Source organism: Paenibacillus endophyticus, from assembly GCF_014192395.1.
Taxonomy (GTDB): domain Bacteria; phylum Bacillota; class Bacilli; order Paenibacillales; family Paenibacillaceae; genus Pristimantibacillus; species Pristimantibacillus endophyticus.
Genome location: NZ_JACHXW010000021.1, coordinates 81,244 through 98,290, shown reverse-complemented (window position 1 = coordinate 98,290; position 17,047 = coordinate 81,244). Strand labels below are relative to the sequence as shown.

16 protein-coding genes are annotated in these 17,047 nt (G+C 49.5%); 5 read left to right on the top strand and 11 right to left on the bottom strand.

Going from position 1 to position 17,047, the window contains the following annotated elements:
- From FHS16_RS25520 to FHS16_RS25510, 3 genes are all read right to left on the bottom strand, one after another.
- The gene (locus tag FHS16_RS25520) at positions 1–870 is read right to left on the bottom strand and encodes a DUF421 domain-containing protein (RefSeq protein ID WP_183569496.1); all 870 of its coding nucleotides are present in this window, start codon (positions 868–870) and stop codon (positions 1–3) included.
- A gap of 440 nt (positions 871–1,310) precedes the next feature.
- Complete coding sequence (locus FHS16_RS25515) at positions 1,311–2,048, bottom strand: GTP cyclohydrolase II (RefSeq protein ID WP_183569494.1); 738 nt, start codon at positions 2,046–2,048, stop codon at positions 1,311–1,313.
- Between the two features lie 330 nt (positions 2,049–2,378).
- Positions 2,379–3,131, bottom strand: coding sequence for an SDR family NAD(P)-dependent oxidoreductase (locus FHS16_RS25510; RefSeq protein WP_183569492.1), 753 nt, complete (start codon positions 3,129–3,131; stop codon positions 2,379–2,381).
- Between the two features lie 382 nt (positions 3,132–3,513).
- Here FHS16_RS25510 and FHS16_RS25505 point away from each other — a divergent pair, with 382 nt between their 5' ends.
- Complete coding sequence (locus FHS16_RS25505; RefSeq protein WP_183569552.1) at positions 3,514–4,842, top strand: FAD-dependent oxidoreductase; 1,329 nt, start codon at positions 3,514–3,516, stop codon at positions 4,840–4,842.
- Positions 4,843–4,927: 85 nt separating this feature from the next.
- Here the strand turns inward: FHS16_RS25505 and FHS16_RS25500 are convergent, their stop codons facing one another.
- From FHS16_RS25500 to FHS16_RS25485, 4 genes are all read right to left on the bottom strand, one after another.
- A complete protein-coding gene (locus FHS16_RS25500) occupies positions 4,928–5,869 on the bottom strand; it encodes a DUF8832 domain-containing protein (RefSeq protein ID WP_246431959.1) in 942 nt (313 codons plus the stop codon).
- 6 nt (positions 5,870–5,875) lie between these two features.
- Positions 5,876–8,086 (bottom strand): heavy metal translocating P-type ATPase, encoded by a 2,211-nt coding sequence (locus tag FHS16_RS25495; RefSeq protein ID WP_183569490.1) that lies wholly within the window; start codon positions 8,084–8,086, stop codon positions 5,876–5,878.
- Between the two features lie 101 nt (positions 8,087–8,187).
- Positions 8,188–8,388, bottom strand: a complete 201-nt coding sequence (locus FHS16_RS25490; protein WP_183569488.1) for a copper ion binding protein — start codon at positions 8,386–8,388, stop codon at positions 8,188–8,190.
- A 17-nt stretch (positions 8,389–8,405) separates the two neighbouring features.
- Positions 8,406–8,753 carry a metal-sensitive transcriptional regulator gene (locus FHS16_RS25485; protein ID WP_183569486.1) on the bottom strand — a complete coding sequence of 116 codons (348 nt, stop codon included), beginning with the start codon at positions 8,751–8,753 and terminating at the stop codon, positions 8,406–8,408.
- A gap of 183 nt (positions 8,754–8,936) precedes the next feature.
- On the opposite strand from FHS16_RS25485, the gene FHS16_RS25480 reads away from it, so the two are divergent.
- From FHS16_RS25480 to FHS16_RS25470, 3 genes are read left to right on the top strand one after another with little or no spacing between them, the layout of a single operon-like run.
- Positions 8,937–9,881: a DoxX family membrane protein gene (locus FHS16_RS25480; RefSeq protein WP_183569478.1), complete on the top strand. Its 945-nt coding sequence runs from the start codon at positions 8,937–8,939 to the stop codon at positions 9,879–9,881.
- 30 nt (positions 9,882–9,911) lie between these two features.
- The gene (locus FHS16_RS25475; protein ID WP_183569548.1) at positions 9,912–10,649 is read left to right on the top strand and encodes a glycerophosphodiester phosphodiesterase; all 738 of its coding nucleotides are present in this window, start codon (positions 9,912–9,914) and stop codon (positions 10,647–10,649) included.
- Between the two features lie 5 nt (positions 10,650–10,654).
- Entirely contained in the window at positions 10,655–11,857 is a 1,203-nt protein-coding gene (locus FHS16_RS25470) for an SLC45 family MFS transporter (protein WP_183569476.1), read from the top strand.
- Between the two features lie 156 nt (positions 11,858–12,013).
- Here the strand turns inward: FHS16_RS25470 and FHS16_RS25465 are convergent, their stop codons facing one another.
- A complete protein-coding gene (locus FHS16_RS25465; protein WP_183569474.1) occupies positions 12,014–12,880 on the bottom strand; it encodes a YitT family protein in 867 nt (288 codons plus the stop codon).
- A gap of 161 nt (positions 12,881–13,041) precedes the next feature.
- Here FHS16_RS25465 and FHS16_RS25460 point away from each other — a divergent pair, with 161 nt between their 5' ends.
- The gene (locus FHS16_RS25460) at positions 13,042–13,332 is read left to right on the top strand and encodes a YczF family membrane protein (RefSeq protein ID WP_183569472.1); all 291 of its coding nucleotides are present in this window, start codon (positions 13,042–13,044) and stop codon (positions 13,330–13,332) included.
- Here the strand turns inward: FHS16_RS25460 and FHS16_RS25455 are convergent.
- From FHS16_RS25455 to FHS16_RS25445, 3 genes are read right to left on the bottom strand one after another with little or no spacing between them, the layout of a single operon-like run.
- On the bottom strand, positions 13,241–14,338 hold the full coding sequence (locus tag FHS16_RS25455) for a GerAB/ArcD/ProY family transporter (RefSeq protein WP_183569470.1): 1,098 nt from the start codon (positions 14,336–14,338) through the stop codon (positions 13,241–13,243). The genes FHS16_RS25460 and FHS16_RS25455 overlap by 92 nt on opposite strands.
- Before the next feature lie 20 nt (positions 14,339–14,358).
- A complete protein-coding gene (locus tag FHS16_RS25450; protein ID WP_183569468.1) occupies positions 14,359–15,570 on the bottom strand; it encodes a Ger(x)C family spore germination protein in 1,212 nt (403 codons plus the stop codon).
- 2 nt (positions 15,571–15,572) lie between these two features.
- Positions 15,573–17,000, bottom strand: coding sequence for a spore germination protein (locus tag FHS16_RS25445; protein ID WP_183569466.1), 1,428 nt, complete (start codon positions 16,998–17,000; stop codon positions 15,573–15,575).
- Positions 17,001–17,047 lie beyond the last annotated feature (47 nt).

Below are 17,047 nucleotides of genomic sequence, written 5' to 3'. Positions count from 1 at the left end.
CTACCGTTTCAAGGCTTGGTCTGAAAGCGTTTTAACGCTCGTTTGAAACCGATCAATTGCCGTTTGGTATACTCGTCTATCACTTTCATTCTGGGACAATCGTTCGAGGCGGAGCAGCTCCGCCTCGAATTGCTCCACCAGCATCGCAACGCGCTCCCTCGGCTTGGATGAAGGGCTTGTCGGCTGCTTCCCCTCTTCCCCCGTCTGAAGAAACAGCTCATCGTTGCTGTCAATCTGCGCCAGGAATATATCTTTTTCCTGGAGATTTCTTTTCTTCAGCTCATGAAGCAGCCATTGCCGGTCATGTCCCAGCTGCTCCAGAATTTCATCCTGAATATCTCCGTCCATCATAACCGTCTGCGCTTCCCGCTCGTGAGCAACTTTCCAGCCAAGAAGATCCGGCGTAATGGGCTGATATTCCTTCTTAAGCAGCACATTGACCTCGCCGCTCGACTCCATGACGGCAAACTCAACATCCGCAACGCGATAGACATCCTTCTTTCGCAGCTGCTCGAGCATTTCATCTATGGTCAGCCGTTCCTTGTGCAAATTCTTTTTGAGCATTTGGCCGTCCTTAATGAGCACGGTTCCTTTGCCGTCGACAAAATCACGGATCCGTTTGCTTTTCATTGTCACGAACTCCATGGCAACCGAGACGCTTACCCATACCGCTAGCGATACCATGCCCAAATACCATAAATTATCGAGATCAAGCGACACATACGCGGCTATGTTGCCAATAGATATGCCCGTTATGTACTCGAACAACGATAGCTGTGATATTTGGCGCTTCCCGAGCGCTTTAGTCAGCGCAAATAAGATGACGATGGCAGCCAATGTACGAATAACAATCTCCAACCAACTTGGCATGTCTATTCCCCCTTCCATTCCTAGAGTGTCCAGAATAGCCAAAGTCATTCGTTTTTAAACGAACAGTTGCATTTCGTGATTCGATGTAGTATGATATAAGGAATGTATAATATTTAACCCCAGCAAATCCCCAGTAAGATTCAATGTTTTCCTCAGATTTTGATTTCTTTGCTGTTAATCCCAAACCTGTTTCGTGATGTATTTCTGATTCACACTGGCGCGGTCACTGGAGCCGCGAGGACGGAAGAGAGGTAGGGCTTTCGTTGTTTTAGAATGCGAGTTTTAGACAACTTGGTACACATGCTGTTTGCTGTTAACAAGGGGATTCCATACGGCCTTTCATGCTAGCAAAGGTCCGGTTAAATATACGATACAACCAAGGGCTGTCCAGCTTGCGCATTTATGCGTCAGCTGGACAGCCCTATCCAATTTCCAAGCCTTTATTCGTTCGGACAGCCGCTTGCCGCCAAATGGCCCGATCTGTTTATTTTGGTATCCAAATAACGCTCGTTATGCTCAGACCGGTCTCCCCAAAGCGGAATCCGATCTGTCACATCAAGTCCTGCAGCCTGCAAGGCATCCAGCTTTTTCGGGTTATTCGTTATTAGCGCAACAGGCTTGGCACGCAGTGCCTTCAATACGCGAATCGCGTCACCATAGTTCCGCGCATCATCCGCAAAGCCAAGCTCTACATTCGCTTCTACCGTATCGTAGCCTTGCTCTTGCAGCAAATACGCCATCGCCTTGCTGAACAATCCGATTCCTCTGCCCTCATGATTGGCCAAATAAAACAAAGCCCCTGCGCCCTTCTCCGCAATCATGCGCATCGACTCATGCAGCTGATAGCCGCAATCGCAGCGCTTGCTCCCAAATATATCACCCGTATGGCAAATGCTGTGCATGCGGATCCATGCTTCCTCGGCTTGTTCGAAATCACCATACACAAGCACGCTTGATTGCTGCATCTCCGCAAGATTGCTGGCAGAGAGCTTCTGCACGATTTGCTCCAGATCATCGAGCTTTTCTTTGCAATTCAGCCAGCAATACCAATCGAATAACGCCTCCCCTTCGCCAAGCTTGACCGGCAGCTGGATCGGGCCCACCAAATAAATGATACCTTTTTCGCTCTCAATGACTTTTATTTTATGATCCACGATGGAGACCGCTTCTGTTTGCATGTCGATGTGCTCCTGACTTGTTTATAATAGTTGTTTGGACTATTATGTTCGGCAGGGATAAAGGCTATCCTTAGGCTGCGCAACCTCATTAACGGATCATCTTTCCGCACAGGCATCGCTCCAGCAAGAGCAGTCCCATTTAATGGCCTGCCGCTATCCATATCACATCTCATAGAGATGCTTCTCCAGTATTATGGGATTATAGTTCCCCCCACGCTATATCTACGACATGAACCGCTCGCTTTGCACCGCAGGAAGGCTCCACCATATCGGATGTCTGAGAATCGCCCTTCCAAGCTTTGATTTTCCATAGATATATTTGTGCGGTAGCTATTCCTCGTAAATCATTTTTCTCGTCATTCCGCCGTCGATCGTTATATGCGTACCTGTTACGAAGTCATTATGCGGATCGGTCAAATATAGACATGCGCGCGCAATGTCCTCCGGCCTGCCTACACGCTGAGACGGATGCTGTGCGTGATCCTCCTCGCGCAGCTTGCCGTAATCGCCGTTTTCTATCCAGCCGGGACAAATCGCGTTAACGGTGATCCGGTCAGGCCCAAGCGACACAGCCATTGCATGCGTAAGCGACAATATGCCTCCCTTTGATGCGGCGTAAGCTTCGGAATTCGGCTCTGACATCATGGCCCTCGTGGAGGAAATGTTGACGATCGCCCCGCCGCCAGTTGTACGCATAAGCTTCGCCGCTTCCCGAGAGCATACAAACGTCCCGCGCAAATTCGTATTTACAACGCTGTCCCATTCCTCGATATCCAGCTCATAGGGGGATTTCCATATGCCAAAGCCTGCATTATTAATGAGAATGTCCAGTCTGCCTACTAGTGTCTCCACGTCCTTCAGCAGTTTCGCAATTTCCTCGGGCTTGCTCATATCCGCCTGGATGGATAAAGAATGATAACCCGCTTCCTCCAGCAGCAATCCTGTTTTTTCGAGCCCATCTTCATCTCGATCCGCGAGTATAGGCAGCGCTCCCTGCTCCGCGTAAGCTAGCGCCAACGCTCGGCCGATGCCTGCGCCGGCACCCGTGATTAGTACATGTTTATCCTCGTAGTTTAATGTCATTGGAAGACCTCCTCCATCTTTTCTTACTTTGATAAGAGTGTAAATCAAATCATCCCAGAATGGAAATGGCAGGCTGCTAACGATGGGCATTATAACTGTCGTTCATGCTACATTTCGCATAAGGGCAATAGAAACGACTTATCTGCCGCTGCTTTAGATTTGTTGCAAAACGGTGACGAATCGTCAGACTATTTAAACAAAAATCGAAATCATGCATCATTTGCCCTTGTCATCCGTTTCAAAAAAGCATATGATAAAAGCAAGAAAAGGTTGTGAATGTTTTCACATTGTATCGTTGGTTGTGAAAAAATTCACGTTGTAAAGAGCAGCTGTATCGCAGCTCGGCTCTTACACCTACAAATAGGAGGCGTTTTTTATGACAATGAATATAGCAGTAATTGGATGCACTCACGCAGGTACCGCCGCGATTACCCAGATGGCTAAGCTATACCCAGACGCTCGTATTACCGTATACGAACGCAATGATAATATCTCGTTTCTATCGTGCGGAATCGCCCTTCATGTCGGCGGCGTCGTGAAAGACGCCGAAAAGCTGTTCTACGCTTCGCCTGAACAGCTTGCCACGCTTGGCGTCATTACGAAAATGCGCCACGATGTGCTTACCATAGATACCGATGCGAAAGAAATGCAAGTTCGAAACCTCGCAACAGGGGAGGAATTTACGAATACCTACGACAAGCTAGTCGTAACGACCGGCTCGTGGCCGATCATTCCGCAGATGGAAGGCATTGATCTCGAAAATATCGTATTATGCAAAAACTACAGCCATTCGCAAACGATAATCGAGAAAGCTAAAACCGCCAATCGGATTGCCGTCATTGGAGCAGGCTACATCGGTATCGAGCTCGTCGAAGCATTTGAGCAGCTTGGCAAGCAGGTTACTCTGATCGACAATATGGAGCGCATACTCTACAAATACTTGGACCGTGAGTTTACCGACCTGACTCAGGCGGCACTCATCGATAAAGGCATTACCATTGCAACTGGACAGACCGTTACTTCGTTCGAGGGGACTGCTGGACAAGTGACCACCGTTGTAACGGATGCAGGCAGATACGAAGCTGATTTGGTCGTGCTTTGCATCGGATTCCGTCCGAACACCGAGTTGTTGAAGGGTCAAGTCGAAATGCTGCCGAACGGAGCAATCATCGTCGACGACTATATGAGAACGAGCAAGCCGGACGTATTCGCAGCCGGTGACAGCTGCGCCGTTCATTATAATCCGACCGGACAGAATGCTTATATCCCGCTTGCTACCAATGCTGTCCGTATGGGAACGCTCGTTGCACGTAATCTGATGCAGCCAACGGTACGCTATCTCGGAACACAAGGCACATCGGGTATCAAAATCTACGATTACAATATCGCTTCGACTGGCATGACAGAGGTGGCTGCCCTCGCTGCGGGCATGAATGTGAAAAAAGTCACAATCATTGATAACTATCGCCCTGAGTTTATGCCAACCTATGAGCAGTTTACGCTGAAGGTCGTTTACGAGGCAGATAGCGGCCGAATAGTCGGCGCACAGGTACTGTCGAAGATCGATCTGACACAGTCGATCAATACACTCTCGGTTTGCATCCAGAACAACATGACGATGGACGAACTAAGCTTCGTGGATTTCTTCTTCCAGCCGCATTACAATAAGCCATGGAACCTCCTCAACCAAGCAGGACTGCAAGCTGTATAAAACATCCAAGAGAGCAGCGCATTCGTCTTATCAGACGGGCGCTGCTCTCTCTTTCGATCATCCTATAAACTAATGTTGTCCTCGCTTATTCAGCTTCCACCGTGAATGGAACGATAAAGGTTTTCCCGCCGCGCTGGAATTGACCCCATATCTTATAAATACCGGGCTCAGGGAAGCTTGTAGAAAACTGGGCGGTAGGCCCGCTTCCATTATCGTCTGTCGGATGAACATGCAGATAACGGCTGAGATCCTTATTCAGAATGACGACATGCCCGATCGCTCCCAAATAAGGCTCTAAGTCGGTAATCGGCTCCTTCGTTTTCTCATCGCTTAGCGTAAAGGTCAGATCTACGTCCACTCCTGATTTAAAAGTAGACACATCCAGTGTTACCTTAACGCCTTCTAGCGATTTCGCCAGCTCCTCATCCTTCACTACCGGTATTTCCGCTTCCTTGGAGCCTGCTGTTTTTATTGTTGACGTCACCGTCAACTGCGAGGAACCCGTAGGAATAAAATCGGCAAACAGCTTGTACGAACCGCTTTTGGGAAAAGCTGCATGCACCTCAAATTTTCCTTTGCCAACATAGTCGGGATGGATATGCATGAACTCTGACATATCCTCGCTAACGACGATAAGGTGCATCAGCTTCTCATGGTTCACATCGTATTTCTCGATTGGCTTCCCGCCTGAGTCATATAAGAACAATTCAACCTTTGTCTTTTCGCCCAGCTCTGGCCGCTCTGGCGAATACCGCCATTCCAAGCGGACATCTGCGGCCGTTGCTTCCTCATCGCTGGCGCCATGCCCGCTATGCTCGCCCTGATTACCCGCTGTACTTGCATCACCGCTTGCGGAGTGATTGCGATGCTCATCATTTGCTTTCGCTTGATTGCTTGCCGCATGCTGCGCATGCTCATCCTTTGACGCGCTTCCGCAGCCAGTCGCGAGCAAGCCCAGCAGAATAATAGCTGCAGCTGTCGTTCCCTTGCGATATTTGTTGACCGATACCCATTCCTTAGCCATCATCGTCTCTTATCTCATCCTTTGCAGCCTGAGCGCATTCAGAACAACCGATACCGAGCTTAATGCCATCGCTGCTCCTGCCAGCCACGGTGCAAGAAAACCCGCAGCAGCGATCGGTATGCCGATTACATTGTAAGCCAGTGCCCAGAACAGATTTTGTTTAATGTTCGCCATCGTAACCCGGCTCATCCGGATCGCGTCCGCTATGCTGTTCAAATCGCCGCGCATCAGCGTAATATCTGCAGCCTCGATCGCTACATCGGTTCCGCCGCCGATTGCCATGCCGATATCAGCGGCCACCAATGCGGGAGCGTCATTCATGCCATCGCCAACCATTGCAACCTTGCGGCCCTCTGCCTGCAGCTCCTGTACCGCCTTTGCTTTCTGCTCCGGCAATACCTCGGCTACGACCCGCTCGATGCCTACTTCTCTAGCAATCGCCTGCGCGGTTCGAGCATTGTCTCCGGTCAGCATAATGACTTCAAGCCCCATTGCCTTCATGCGGGCAACCGCTTCTGCGGATGTATCCTTCACCGTATCCGCTACCGCAGCAAGCCCTGCATACAAACCATTCACGGCGATGAGCATAACCGTCTTGCCCTCCGATTCCAGCCTCTGCTGTTCTGCCTCAATAGCCTTGATGTCAACGCCATGCTTCTCCATCAGCCTTTTCGTACCGATCAGCAGCCGTTCACCCTCTACCACTGCCTCAATGCCGAAGCCTGGAACCGCTTCGAACTGCTCCGCTTCCGGCAGTTCGATCGAACGTCTTTTAATTCCTGCGACAAGCGCCTCGGCAACCGGATGCTCGGAGCTTTTCTCCGCGGATCCAACCCAGCTAAGCAGCCGCGCCTCGTCATAACCCGCTGCCACGCGAATATCGGTTAATTCCGGTTTTCCCTTTGTTACGGTTCCCGTCTTGTCGAGGACGACCGTGTCGATCCGATGGGTGCTCTCCAGATGCTCTCCGCCTTTGAATAAGACGCCCAGCTCGGCGGCCCGGCCCGATCCTGCCATAATGGAAGTCGGTGTCGCAAGTCCCAGCGCACAGGGACACGCAATAACGAGCACCGCGATTGCTTTCTCCAGCGCGTTGCCCAGATCTCCCGGTTCGATGATCACATACCATACCCCAAAAGCAATGACCGCCAATACCGTCACAATCGGAACGAATATGCCGGAAATTCGATCGGCTACCCGCTGAATAGGCGCCTTCGAGCCTTGTGCATCCTCGACAACCCGAATGATTTGCGCAAGCGCCGTCTCCTTGCCTACCTTAGTCGCTTGCATCCGCAGCGCACCATTTTTATTGATTGTCGCGCCGATTAGTTCATCCCCTTGACGCTTGTCGATTGGCATGCTTTCGCCAGTTAGCATCGATTCGTCAACCGTCGAGGCGCCATCCAGCACGATACCGTCAACCGGAACTTTTTCGCCCGGCTTTACTAGCAGTATATCCCCCGCGATAACCTCCGTAGTCGGGATGCGGTATTCAACGCCTTCCCGGACAACGAGGGCCATTGGCGCCTGCAGCCCCATCAGCGTCTTGATCGCTTCGGAGGATCTGCCTTTCGCTAGTGCCTCAAGCAGCTTCCCAAGTACAATGAGTGTGATTAATACTGCGCTTGTCTCATAATAAAGCTCTGCCTCATGAGCGCCGTGACCGGCTGGGTTCAAGGTTCGCAGCGTTTCGTACAAACTGTAGAAGAACGCCGCAGACGTTCCGAGCGCAACGAGCACGTCCATGTTGGCAGAGCCGCTGCGCAGCGCCTTGTATGCTCCTACATAGAAAGGCCAGCCTATAATAAACTGGACAGGCGCAGCAAGCCCCAGCTGGAACCAAGCATTCATGAACAGCATGGGTACGGGCAAGAAGCTTGTTAAAGAGAAGTGGCCCGCCATCGCCCATAGCAGCGGCAATGATAGAAGCACGGCAATACTAAGTCGAAGCTGCTGTTTTCTAATCTCTTGCTTCTTGTAATCTGCCGCGGTGTCAACAGAATCATCCGTTTGTTTAATCGTTCCATAACCCAAGTCGATAATTTTCTGCTCCAGCTTGGCATCGTCGGTTATCAGTGGATCATAATGTACGGATGCACGCTCAAGCGCCAGATTGACGTTTGCTTCGACGCCTTCCATCCGGTTGAGACCTTTCTCGATTCGATTGGCGCAGGCTGCGCATGTCATTCCTGTTATTTGTATAGTCGTTTGTTTATTCATCCTTGGTCACCCGCTGACAATATACCCCATTGGGGTATATGATTTTGTAAAAAAAGAGAGGCTTCACTCAGCCTCTACATACCATATAATGTGCTTATGCCTTACACGACGTCGTAGCCTTGATCCTCAATCGCTGCTTTTACAGCTTCAATCGTTACTTTGCCTTCATCGTATTCCACAGACACCTTCTTGCTTGCCAAGTCGACCTTGCCAACAGCTCCCGTTTGGCCTACTGCTTTCTCTACCGCGCTGACACAGTGTCCGCATGTCATTCCCTCTACCTTCAATACTGCATTTGCCATCCTATATTTCCCCTCTCTTATTTCATTAGTTTGTTAACCGTAATCAGAAGCTCGTCAATGACTTCGCTCTCGCCCGCTTGAATGCGTTCCACAACACAGCTTTTCAAATGGCCTTCAAGCAGCAGCTTGCCTACGCTGTTCAATGCCGATTGCGCGGCAGCGATCTGATTCAGCACGTCGTCGCAATACGTATCCTTCTCGATCATCGCCTTGACCCCGCGTATTTGCCCTTCAATGCGATTCAGGCGTTTCGTTAAATTATCCTTCGTCTGCTCCGAGTGATGGCTCTTCCGCGGTGCTGCCGGATCGTGGCATGCTGTACCGGCATGCTCATGAACCTCTTGACCTGAAATGCTATTGTTCATCCTACATACCTCCATGGGGTATCTGTTTCTGAACTTAGAATAGCATACCCCCAAGGGGTATGTAAACCCCTTTTTATATTTTGTTTTTAGATTAATGAACAGAAGCTTTAATTGTAGGAAACAATATGCTACGATCCTCGTAAACACAACTGTAAAAAATGACTAATCGGAGGAAAGACAACTATGGATTATTATGCTCATGTCAAATGGTTTACAGACGTCATCGCCGAGAAAGAATCGATCGCCGCCGTCCTTTCTCCATTCTTCATGACGCTTGCTGTATTCGTTGCGGTGCTGCTTGCCGTCCTAACCCAGCTGCTGCCGGCGCTATCCAAATCCAAGCTGTCCACCCGTATTGACAGCGAGCTCGATAAGCTAAGAAAATACTCCATGTTCATCCTGAAATACGGAACAGCCGCATCACTGCTTATCCAAGCAGCTTCCGGCACGCTTTTCGCACTCGAGTTCGAGCTGACGGGCGGCTGGCAAACCTTTCTCATGTGGACCGCGATTGTACTGCTGCTTATACCGCATCATTATGCAACGAAGATTGGCGCGCTCGCCATGCTTGTATTATTCATTGATACAGGCATAGAAGCTGGGCTATTCCACATGCTGGATTACGGATTCTATCTGGCTATTATCGGCGTACTCCTTCTGGAGAGAACCAAGGAGTCAAGATGGGGTTTCCCTTTGCTATACTTGGGAACAGGTCTTTCGCTTTGCTGGGTAGCGGTGGAGAAATGGATCTATCCCACTATGGCGGAAGATATTATTGTCAACCACCAGGTACCCACCTTCGGCTTTGAACCCGCCGTATTCATTGTCATGGCCGGCTTCATTGAATTTGTAGTCGGTTACTTGCTTGTCGTGGGCATATTGAACCGTCTGCTGTCCGTCGTATTGACGCTTATCTTCATCTCTACTACGATGCTGTTTGGCATGATGGAGCTTGCGGGGCATTACATGATCCATATCGTACTCATCCTGTTTATTATTGAGGGAGCCAGCTTCTACAAGCCGCCTGTCTCCATGCATCGCACGGTAGTCGACCAGATGGTATTCGTCTCGCTTAACTTTATTTTTGTACTCGCGACTTTCGTGCTCATTTATTACCGCTTCGCCTAGGTTTGTCCAACAAAGTGAGGAGGAACTCCTATCCCTAACATTATTAATTTTGCCCACCGCGGCGCAAGCGGCTGCTGCCCCGAGAATACGCTTGCCGCCTTTCAGAAGGCACTTGAACTTGGCGCTACAGGTATTGAAACCGACGTTCAATTGACCAAAGACGGACGCATAGTCGTCATCCATGATGAATCCTTGGCACGCACCGCAGGGCTGAACAAACTCGTGAAGGATACCGATTATGACGAGCTTGCTTCGCTGGATGCCGGAAGCTGGTTCGCGCCAGCATTCCAATCGGAGCGCATTCCGACGTTGGAGCAGCTGCTTGATTTGCTGCAGCAAGCGGAAGCCATTCTCAACATTGAACTGAAAAACGGCATCTTCCCCTATGCTGGAATGGAAGAAAAGGTCATTGCTCTCGTTCGCGCCTACCGCATGGAGGAACGCGTCATTATCTCAAGCTTCAACCATTATTCGCTTGTGCGTTGCAAGCAGCTTGCGCCTGAGATCCGTACTGGCGTGTTGTATATGGAGGGTCTTTACCGCCCTTGGGAATATGCAGCTTCGCTGCAGGCAGAAGCCCTTCATGCCTACAAATATGCCGTAACGCCCGAATGGATAGCAGAAGCAGCCGCGCACGGCATCGCCTACCACCCCTTTACCGTCAATGATACGGCAGAGATGGAACAGCTAATCAATGCTGGCGCTGCCGGCATCATAACCGATTTCCCTGATCGTCTAACCGAGGTGCTGACAAGGAGAGGGGCGTAAGCGGAATGAAAAAAACATGGCTGCTCGGGTTTGGTTTTTTCAGCATCAGCATTACATGGGCTCTTTATAACGCATTTGTTCCGTTCTTTTTGGATAAGTTTCTTACGAGCACCTTTCTCATTGGCTTCATGATGACGATCGACAACTATTTTGCCTTGTTTCTGCAGCCATGGATCGGCAAGCGCAGCGACCATACGAAAAGCACCCTAGGCAAACGAATGCCTTATCTGCTCATCGGCATGCCGCTTGCTGCACTATTCGGCGCGCTTATTCCTTGGCATACCAGCTTGCTTACATTGGTGCTGTTCATGGTGCTCATGAACTTATCCATGAGCCTCTACCGCTCTCCGACCGTCGCTCTGATGCCGGACATTACGCCTGGAAGCAAGCGAACGCAAGCGAACGGAGTCATTAACTTCATGGGAGGGATCGGTTCCATACTCGCTTTCGGCGGCGGGGCCATCCTCTATGAGAAACATCACTCCCTCCCGTTCCTAACGGCTTCCATACTGACGCTGATTTGTCTTTGCATTCTCCTCCTGTCGATCAAAGAGAGGAGAGACGCTGTCTCTGATGTTCCTTTGGAAAAACAAGAGAAAATTTCGTTTAAAAGCCAATTAAACCGTCCGACGCTTTTTCTATTGGGAGCGATTTTCTTCTGGTTTCTGTCCTATCAAGGGGTTGAAGCCTTGTTCACCTTATATGGGAAAAATCATCTTAACCTAACGGAGGGGCAGTCTTCATTCTCTCTAGCCTTTTTCTCGCTCGCATTTGTACTTGCCGCTATTCCAAGCGGGCTCCTAGGAAGCCGCTTTGGCAAAAAAAGAATCATTTCCATTGGCGTTATTGGCCTCATCGTCATTTTTGCCGCGATTTCGTTCGTGGATGCGCTGCTCCCCCTTCGCTTGCTGCTGCTCGCCGGCGGCATTTGCTGGGCAATGATCAACATCAATTCCTATCCGTTTATCATTTCGCTTGGGAAAGAGAAAAGCATCGGCACGCGTACCGGCATCTATTATTTGATTTCATCGCTCGCGGCTATCGCTTCTCCTCCGCTGATGGGCGGTCTAATTGATTTAATGGGCTACTCGATCTTATTTTATTTCTCTTCAGGAGGAATGGTTATTGCCCTTCTCTTCCTGCTGGGAGTGAAGGATAAGGGACTGGCAAGAACCGCCGATGACACGTCAGCTGCTTCAAGCTTGTGATTCGACAAGAAGAAACGGCTTCGCCGTCCTCGCAAAAGGAGGGTATCCGCTTCTCGCTACTTTATCGCGTGATACTTATAAAGTCTTATATTCGAACAAAAAAGTCCGGCTTGGCATCGCTTTGGCGACGCAGCCGGACTTTTTATTTAGCCAACGTTAGTGGATACTGCCTTTGCTGAACCCGCCGCCCATCACGTCGGATACATGCTCAATGGCGATAAACGCATTCTCATCAATGGATTGCACAATCGCTTTGAGCTTAGCCAGCTCGAGACGGGAAACGACGCAATAGATCATTTGTGTCTCATCCTTCGAATAGCCGCCGCGCGCTTGAATCAGTGTCGTGCTCCGTCCCAATCGATCAATAATGGCCTGCGATACTTCTTCGTATTCCGCCGAAATAATCGTAACCGATTTGGACTCATCAAGACCTTCTACAACGATGTCAATCAACTTGATAGCGATATAGTATGTAAACATGGAATACATGGCCGAATCCCATTCAAACACAAAGCCTGCCACTACGAAAATGACAACATTGAAAATCATAATAATTTGTCCTACGGGCATGCGCATCTTTTTGGATATGAGAATCGAAACGATTTCCACGCCGTCGAGCGATCCGCCGAACCGAATGGCAAGACCTACGCCAGCGCCGAGGATTAGCCCGCCGAACAATACCGCCAGCAGCTTCTCTTCCGTAAAGGCGTCCACATGGTGCAGAAGCGATGTGGTCACCGACATTACGATAATGCCGTATAGCGTTGAGATCGCAAATGTTTTGCCGATTTGCTTATAACCGAGGATGAGAAACGGTACGTTTACGATAAACAAGTAAACGCCCAGGGGCAGTGGCGTCAAATGAGCAAGCATGATCGAAATACCAGCAATACCGCCATCGATCACGTTGTTCGGTACGAGGAACAATTCCAAGGCTACGCCCATTAGAACTGATCCAATCGTTATAAATATAAACCGCTTGAAAATTTCTAAAAATGATAACCCCTTATGTACCTTTGCCAACAGTTCAACCTCCGTCTTTTCAACATTCTATCCTTTGACTTTAGCACAAAAATAGGATTTTTTCAAAAAGGAATCGATTTTGTTTCATGCAAGCGCCGCATATCCAACACCTGAATCCGCCACAATAAGGACATGTCAATCATAGAAAAAGGAGGCTTTCCATGAAACTGCCAGTCCTCGTCATCGTCTACGCAATCGCGAATTTTCTATACGATTATATGATGAACCTGCTTGATGGCATGACCTACAGCGAGGCATGGCTCAGCCTTGGCACGTATTTCATTATGCTGAGCAGCACGGAGTATATCGTTCTATTAACTGCCCTGCTCATTCTAATTGTCAGCATGTTCGCCCCGAGCATCAAGCAGCTGCTCGCTTCTTCCGCATCCATGCAACGATTAACAGCACAATGGGGATCGCCGTCTGGAAAGGAAACGCCACGTAAGGATTAATCACATATCCTTCAATATAATTCTCCACTGCATTCTCCGCAATCATGATCGAGGAGAAAAAGACAATCATGCCTATCGGGACAACAATCTGCCGGATACCCTTCAAATTCCACAAATCCGATACTGCCGCAACGGCAGCGTAGAAGTACACAACGGCTTTGAAAAAATAACTAATGACCAGCGTCGATAAGGATATGCCGTCCGTTTTCTGAATGAAGTCGCCTATATTGATTTTGGATGTGGTGGCAAGCAGCGGGATCGTTGAACGGCTAAGCAGGTCCGGTCCCAGCACGGCCGTGTTGAGCGCCATGGTATAACTAAGCACAAAACCGGAGAAAACTGCCGCAAGAGCAGCTATTCTTACGACAGGCCGGGTGCTTGCTGCTTGCACATTAGGGAAAAACATAAGGACGACAACCAGCTCGGCATAGGGCAAAAAATAAGTTAGCGGTATCGTATTTATGACCGTCTTCCATCCATTCTCGAGAATCGGGAGCAAGTTCTTCACATCGATGATGCCTGAAAAAACGACGAATAAGTTGCCGATGACGCCTAGTATGGCCATGACGATCAGAAAGGTCACAATTGTACGCGACATCGCTTCAATCCCCTGGTAAACGATATACATCAATGCAATCCCCATCAACGCAAGCAAAGCAATGAGTGGCGTTTCGTCATACACTGCAATAGACATGACATTGCCTATCCCACGGAAATTGCGGACTGCTTGATACATGAAGTGGACGCTGTAAATAAAAACAAGCGGCTTCCCTAGGTATGGCCCGACTATTTTGGGAATAAAGGTGGTTAAGGTATCCTTGGGATAGAGGGTATAGAGCTTTCCGTACACGAACAGGATGCAGAGACCCGGAACGAGACCGAGTAGAATAGCGAGCCAAGTGTCCTGCTTGGCGTTGCCGCCAATGCCTAGCGCTATTACCCCTCCCAATTCGAACATGACCATGACGCTGAACAATTGAAGCTTGCTCATTTTACCTGTTTCCATAAGCAATCACCTTTGATCGTTTATTTCGATATATTGCTCAAATAGGATTTATTCCGCAAGCCTTGATGACGGATCTCAGTATGTACGGTTACCGTTATCTCACTATCCGCAAATACGTTATTCCAATCGTCCTTCCGCTTATTCCATTGTTTTGGATGTTCGCGCCTGAGCATTTGCCCTAAACCGAGCATATCGCACTTTTCCGACTGAGCCTGCTTGATCGCTGCTTCCGCCTCATCGCGAATGGTTTCGGCCCATTCCTTCTCCATGCTATCTATGCCGCCGGGTTTCGTCATATCAAAGGGAACCTGGAGCTCCGTAATGAAGCCTTCTGCATCGATATGAAAGTGAAAGCGCAGCTGACCATTAGCGAACTGTGTCTTCACCTTCGTTTTCCCCCTGCTTACCTCGATGCTGACGGACTTTGGTTTGCCCATAGCATCAATCGTCATGACGGAGCTTTCCATTTTGTTCCGTGCCCAGATTACGCCTCGCGCTAATCGCCCGTCCAGCCATTTTTTGAGCTTCCCCTCCTGCATGACCGCCATGCCGCTAATGTTCAGAATGGCTGCCGGGTTCGTCTGCTCCACATTCTCTTTCTTTGCCGACATTCCCTTATCCCCTGCGAGCTTAACGCCGCTTATAAGGAGCACATTCTCTTCCGACACCATCATGTTAATGACATCATCAATATATACGGTGAAATTTTCCGACCATAGGCGCGAGCTGTGCATCATCTTCCCCATAACGGCATTAGCTGGAAGCTTCTCCAACGGGGTGAGCGTTCGAACCGCCTGCTCCGCATCACCTCCACGCGCTATCAGCACCATAGCCGTTAGCCGCGTTTCGCGAGACCGGTCAAAGAAATCGAAGATTTCCTGCATGCCTGACTTCGCAAGCGACTCGCCAATGACAACAAGACGGATATGCGCAAAAAACAGCTGTCGCGGCACCGAGCGGGATGTTTTCCTTATCGCTTCATAAATAGAGCTTCCCGTTCCGCTATAAACCATGACCGGAGCGCCATATGTGCTGCCGCCTGCAACGATTCCCGGCGCCACCTGCCCTGAATTCGCGATTTGAAAGGATACTTTATATTTGTTCCCGGGTGCTTTGTCGATGCCGAGCGCCATAACGATAGCAAGCTGCTTAGGCTCCCTGCTGTTCCAGCAGCCTGTCATCGGCAATGCAGCAACCATCAAAATCAGCATGTATACGAGTCTGTTCCTCATGCTCATCCTTTTCCTTGTCCACGCTTGAATTGGAATGTAAAATACGGCAAACCGATCGATTTCAGGCTGGACAAATGGGCCGTCAGAATAAATAAGCCGATCAATATGCCAAACAAGCCGAAAACGCTAGACAGAATCATAAGGACAAATCGAAGGATGCGTACGGATATGGCGATGTTGAACGCCGGTGCAGTAAAGCTAGCAATGCCCGTCGCGGCCACGATAATGACCATTGCCGCAGATACGATTCCGGCCTGTACAGCTGCTTGTCCCAATATTAAGGCCCCTACAATAGAAACAGCTTGTCCAACCGCCCTAGGCATTCGAACGCCCGCTTCCCTCATCAGCTCGAAGCTCAGCTCCATAAGCAGTGCTTCAATAATAACCGGGAATGGAACGCCTTCCCGCTGTGCGACCAGACTGATAAGCAGCGGAGTCGGAATCATTTCCTGGTGAAACGTCATCGCAGCAATATATAAAGCTGGGAGCAGCAGTGAAATCAGATAACCTACATAACGTAAAAGCCGAATGAGAACGCCGATATCGGATAGCTGGTAAAAATCTTCGACCGATTGGAAAAACTGAAAAAAAGTAACGGGGGCCATGAGCACGAATGGCGTCCCGTCAACAATAATAGCTATTCGACCATCCATCAGATGGCCGACAACGCTGTCTGGTCGTTCGGTATTGTAAAGCGTCGGGAACGGTGTCAGCTTCTTATCCTGCAAATGCTTCTCAATTGTGCCGGATTCCAGAATGCCATCCTCGCGAATCTCATGCAATCGTCTGCGGAGCTCTTCTACGATACTCTCGTCAGCAATGCCATGTACGTACATCATTGCAACATCCGTCTCCGTTATTTGGCCGATCGAAAACATTTCAAGCCACAGGCTTTCGTTTTTAACACGGCGCCTTACTAAGGAAACATTCGTGCTCAGCGATTCCGTAAAGCTGTCCTTTGGTCCCCTGATCGTAACCTGCGTCGTAGGCTCCGTAATGGTGCGCCATTCCATGCCCTGAGCGAATACAATAATCGCTTCGCTACTTCCTTCGAGAAATATAATCATGTCTCCCGAAACGACCGCTCGAATAACTGCTTTCCAGTTTGACGATTTAGCTGCGCTGCCTACTAGCGAAGCTTGCAGCATCAGCCAATGCAATCGGTTGTGGTGCTCCTTTTGCTCCGGGGCAAAGAGCCTGTTCTCATCAAACATATGGGCGATTGCATCATCGATGGCTTGGCGATTGGAGAGGTTGGCGTTGTATGCGACAGCTGCCGTTAAGCATGGTTCCTTGTCCCTAACATAGTGCCGGATCACATAATCAGGGCTTTGACCCGTTGCCTGCTGCAATCGATCGATATTGAGCTTCAGCCTCTTGTCCAACTGATCCGTTTCTCCTGCCGGTCGATCAACGATGTTCTTTTCCATTCCATCACCCCATGAGTGAGTATTCCCGGGAATAAATGGGAGTATGC

Excerpts from the sequence above, each read along its gene's own strand:
- FHS16_RS25515 (WP_183569494.1), bottom strand. The coding sequence starts at position 2,048 with ATGCAAACAGAAGCGGTCTCCATCGTGGATCATAAAATAAAAGTCATT.
- FHS16_RS25480 (WP_183569478.1), top strand. The coding sequence starts at position 8,937 with ATGGATTATTATGCTCATGTCAAATGGTTTACAGACGTCATCGCCGAG.
- FHS16_RS25520 (WP_183569496.1), bottom strand. The coding sequence starts at position 870 with ATGCCAAGTTGGTTGGAGATTGTTATTCGTACATTGGCTGCCATCGTC.
- FHS16_RS25460 (WP_183569472.1), top strand. The coding sequence starts at position 13,042 with ATGAAACTGCCAGTCCTCGTCATCGTCTACGCAATCGCGAATTTTCTA.
- FHS16_RS25495 (WP_183569490.1), bottom strand. The coding sequence starts at position 8,086 with ATGAATAAACAAACGACTATACAAATAACAGGAATGACATGCGCAGCC.
- FHS16_RS25510 (WP_183569492.1), bottom strand. The coding sequence starts at position 3,131 with ATGACATTAAACTACGAGGATAAACATGTACTAATCACGGGTGCCGGC.
- FHS16_RS25500 (WP_246431959.1), bottom strand. The coding sequence starts at position 5,869 with ATGATGGCTAAGGAATGGGTATCGGTCAACAAATATCGCAAGGGAACG.
- FHS16_RS25485 (WP_183569486.1), bottom strand. The coding sequence starts at position 8,753 with ATGAACAATAGCATTTCAGGTCAAGAGGTTCATGAGCATGCCGGTACA.
- FHS16_RS25455 (WP_183569470.1), bottom strand. The coding sequence starts at position 14,338 with ATGGAAACAGGTAAAATGAGCAAGCTTCAATTGTTCAGCGTCATGGTC.
- FHS16_RS25490 (WP_183569488.1), bottom strand. The coding sequence starts at position 8,388 with ATGGCAAATGCAGTATTGAAGGTAGAGGGAATGACATGCGGACACTGT.
- FHS16_RS25445 (WP_183569466.1), bottom strand. The coding sequence starts at position 17,000 with ATGGAAAAGAACATCGTTGATCGACCGGCAGGAGAAACGGATCAGTTG.
- FHS16_RS25470 (WP_183569476.1), top strand. The coding sequence starts at position 10,655 with ATGAAAAAAACATGGCTGCTCGGGTTTGGTTTTTTCAGCATCAGCATT.
- FHS16_RS25505 (WP_183569552.1), top strand. The coding sequence starts at position 3,514 with ATGAATATAGCAGTAATTGGATGCACTCACGCAGGTACCGCCGCGATT.
- FHS16_RS25450 (WP_183569468.1), bottom strand. The coding sequence starts at position 15,570 with ATGAGGAACAGACTCGTATACATGCTGATTTTGATGGTTGCTGCATTG.